Here is a 3007-nt window from a genome sequence, read left to right as displayed (position 1 = left end):
GCGAAGAACTCGCGCAGGATATTGCCGCAGGCCTCGGCCATCACGCCGCCTTGCAACTCGGTGTGGTGGTTCAGCCGGGTTTCAGCGAACAGGTTCAGCACCGAGCCGGCGGCACCGGTCTTGGGGTCAACCGCACCGAACACCACGCGCTTGAATCGGGCGTGCATCAACGCCATCGCGCACATGGCGCAGGGCTCGAGCGTCACGTACAGCTCGCACTCGGGCAGGCGGTAGTTTTCCAGCAGCTGCGCGGCGTGCCTCAAGGCGACCAACTCGGCGTGAGCCGTGGGGTCGTGCGTGGTGATCGGGCGGTTGTAGCCGGTGGCAATGACCTGACCGTTGCGCATGATCACGGCGCCCACCGGCACCTCGCCCGACAGCCACGCGTTCTGCGCCTGGTCCAACGCCAGGCGCATCGCGTACTCGTCGGCCGGCGTCACTGGGAAATCGGATTCGGGCGCGGACTCGCTCACGGCACCAACCCGCCTTCGCGCGGCCTCATCGAGGTGTTGCCCTGCAACGGCCAGCGGCCCWGCGCCACGTGCCGCCCTTGCCCCAGGAAGCTGTGGATCAGCACCAGCTCGCCGACAGTCCACGAAATGGGCCGAATGCTTTGCCGCTCGATCACCTGCGGGTCATAGACCAGGGTCATGTGCGGGGTGAAGGTCTTCTCGACCCATTGGCCCAGGCCACCCTTGATCATGGCCACCGCCAGCGCGCGCTGAAAGGCGGTCAGGGCCACGAGGCCGTCTTCACCCGTCAGGACCAACGCAGGCTTGTTCTGCGCCCCGCGGACAAAGCTCATCACCGATTCGAACTCCACCTCGAACGGCGCCACCCGCAAGGCGGCGGCCACGGCCCCCGCCTTGGCCACCATGTCCTGCGGCACGCCCGCATGGTCGCCCAGGTGGTGCAGCGTGACGTGCAGGTGTTCGGTTCGCACCTGCGTTCCCGTCAGCCTTCGCTCGCTGCAAAACCGCTGTCGGAAACGCTCGGCCTGCCCGGCTGCGTAGTCGTCCGGCAGGACGGCAAAAAACAATCGATCTGAACCTGTCGGCGGCGCCCCCATGCCATCCAGAAAGAGTTGATCAGCCAATCCGTTATTCCCCCGTCATTCCCACTCGATCGTCGCCGGCGGTTTGCTCGACACATCGTAGGTCACGCGGTTGATGCCGCGCACCTCGTTGATGATGCGGCCCGAGACCTTCTTCAGCAAACCATAGGGCAGTTCGGCCCAGTCGGCGGTCATGAAGTCGCTGGTTTGCACTGCGCGCAGCGCCACCACGTAATCGTATGTACGGCCGTCGCCCATCACGCCCACGCTCTTGACCGGCAAGAAGACGGCAAAGGCCTGGCTGGTCAGGTCGTACCAGCTCTTGCCGGTCGTTTCATCTTTCCACGCCCGCAGCTCTTCGATGAAGATCGCGTCGGCACGACGCAGCAGGTCGGCATAGTCCTTCTTGACCTCGCCCAGAATGCGCACGCCCAGGCCCGGCCCGGGGAACGGGTGGCGATAGACCATCTCCGCTGGCAGGCCCAACGCCACGCCCAGCTCACGCACCTCGTCCTTGAACAGATCGCGCAGCGGCTCCAGCAGCTTCAGGCCCAGTTGCTCAGGCAAGCCACCCACGTTGTGGTGGCTCTTGATCGTGATCGCCTTCTTGGTCTTGGCGCCGCCCGACTCGATGACGTCCGGGTAGATCGTGCCTTGGGCCAGGAACGTCGCGCCTTTGACGGCGCGACTCACGTCCCCGCCCTTGTGGCCGGCGTCGCCACCAGCCTTGAGCTTGTCGGCCTCGGCCTTGAACACGTCGACGAACAGGCGGCCGATGATCTTGCGCTTGGCCTCGGGGTCGGCCACGCCAGCCAACTCACCCATGAACAACTCGCTCGCGTCGACACGGATGACGCGCGCATGCAGCTTGCCGGCGAACATCTCCATCACCATGTCGCCCTCGTTCAGGCGCAGCAGGCCGTGGTCGACGAAAACGCAGGTGAGTTGATCGCCAATGGCGCGGTGGATCAGCGCTGCGGCCACCGACGAATCGACGCCGCCCGACAGGCCGAGGATCACCTCTTCGTCGCCCACCTGCTCGCGGATCTTCGCCACCGCCTCGGCAATGTGGTCCTTCATAACCCAGTCGGGCTTGGCACCGGCAATCTGCAGCACGAAGCGCTCCAACAGGGCCCTGCCCTGCACGGTGTGCGTCACCTCCGGGTGGAACTGCACGCCGTAGTAGCCGCGCGATTCGTCCGCCATGCCGGCGATCGGGCAGCTCGGTGTGCTGGCCATCAGCTTGAAGCCAGGCGGCAGTTGCGTGACCTTATCGCCGTGGCTCATCCAGACCTTCAGCATGCCGTGGCCCTCGGCGGTGCTGAAGTCTTCGATGCCGTTCAGCAGCTTCGTGTGGCCATGGGCGCGTACCTCGGCATAGCCGAACTCACGGTGCGTGCTGGCTTCGACCTGGCCGCCCTGCTGCACGGTCATCGTGAACATGCCGTAGCAGATGCCCAGCACCGGCACGCCGAGGTCCCACACCGCCTGCGGCGCGCGCAGGTCGTGCTCCTCGTAGGTGCTGGCGTGGCTGCCCGACAGGATGATGCCCTTGGGCGCGAACTCGCGGATGAACGCGTCGCTCACGTCGTTGGGGTGGATCTCGCAGTAGACGTGCGCTTCGCGCACGCGGCGAGCGATCAGCTGCGTGACCTGGGAGCCGAAGTCGAGGATCAGGATCTTGTCGTGCATCATGGTGCGGCGGGCGTGGTTCCCGGTTGAGCGGCAGTGACGGCAGTCGCTGCCCGGTGGGTGCGGAAGTGGTAAATCGCGAGCACGGTGGCCAAGCCTTGCAGCACCGCGCAGAAGTAGTAGGGGGCGCCGATGCGCCAGTCACMCCGCGGCAGATGTGAAACCATCGCCAGGAGTGCCGGCCCGACGATCGGCGCTATCACCGCCATCAGGCTGTTCAGTCCGGCCACAGCGCCCATGGTCTGGCCTTGGGTCCGCGCG

Annotated in this window: 3 protein-coding genes and 1 pseudogene; all 4 read right to left on the bottom strand. The window is 65.9% G+C overall.

What is annotated here, in order from left to right; genetic code table 11:
- A partial coding sequence (tadA, locus tag AC1DYI_RS31115) for a tRNA adenosine(34) deaminase TadA (RefSeq protein ID WP_477207979.1) occupies positions 1–416 on the bottom strand: 416 nt, incomplete at its 3' end.
- Positions 417–469: 53 nt separating this feature from the next.
- Positions 470–1069: a 2'-5' RNA ligase family protein gene (locus AC1DYI_RS31110; protein WP_477207978.1), complete on the bottom strand. Its 600-nt coding sequence runs from the start codon at positions 1067–1069 to the stop codon at positions 470–472.
- Between the two features lie 42 nt (positions 1070–1111).
- A complete protein-coding gene (guaA, locus tag AC1DYI_RS31105; RefSeq protein WP_477207977.1) occupies positions 1112–2746 on the bottom strand; it encodes a glutamine-hydrolyzing GMP synthase in 1635 nt (544 codons plus the stop codon).
- A pseudogene (locus tag AC1DYI_RS31100) lies at positions 2746–3007 on the bottom strand (MFS transporter); the annotation flags it as partial. The pseudogene AC1DYI_RS31100 and the gene guaA, both read right to left, overlap by 1 nt.

It is taken from the genome of Ideonella sp. P3_A4, assembly GCF_056403075.1.
Note: the sequence above shows the minus strand (reverse complement) of the source record. Positions and strands in the feature narration are given on the sequence as shown.

Coding starts and splice junctions, on each gene's coding strand:
- guaA (WP_477207977.1), bottom strand. CDS start 2,746: ATGCACGACAAGATCCTGATCCTCGACTTCGGCTCCCAGGTCACGCAG.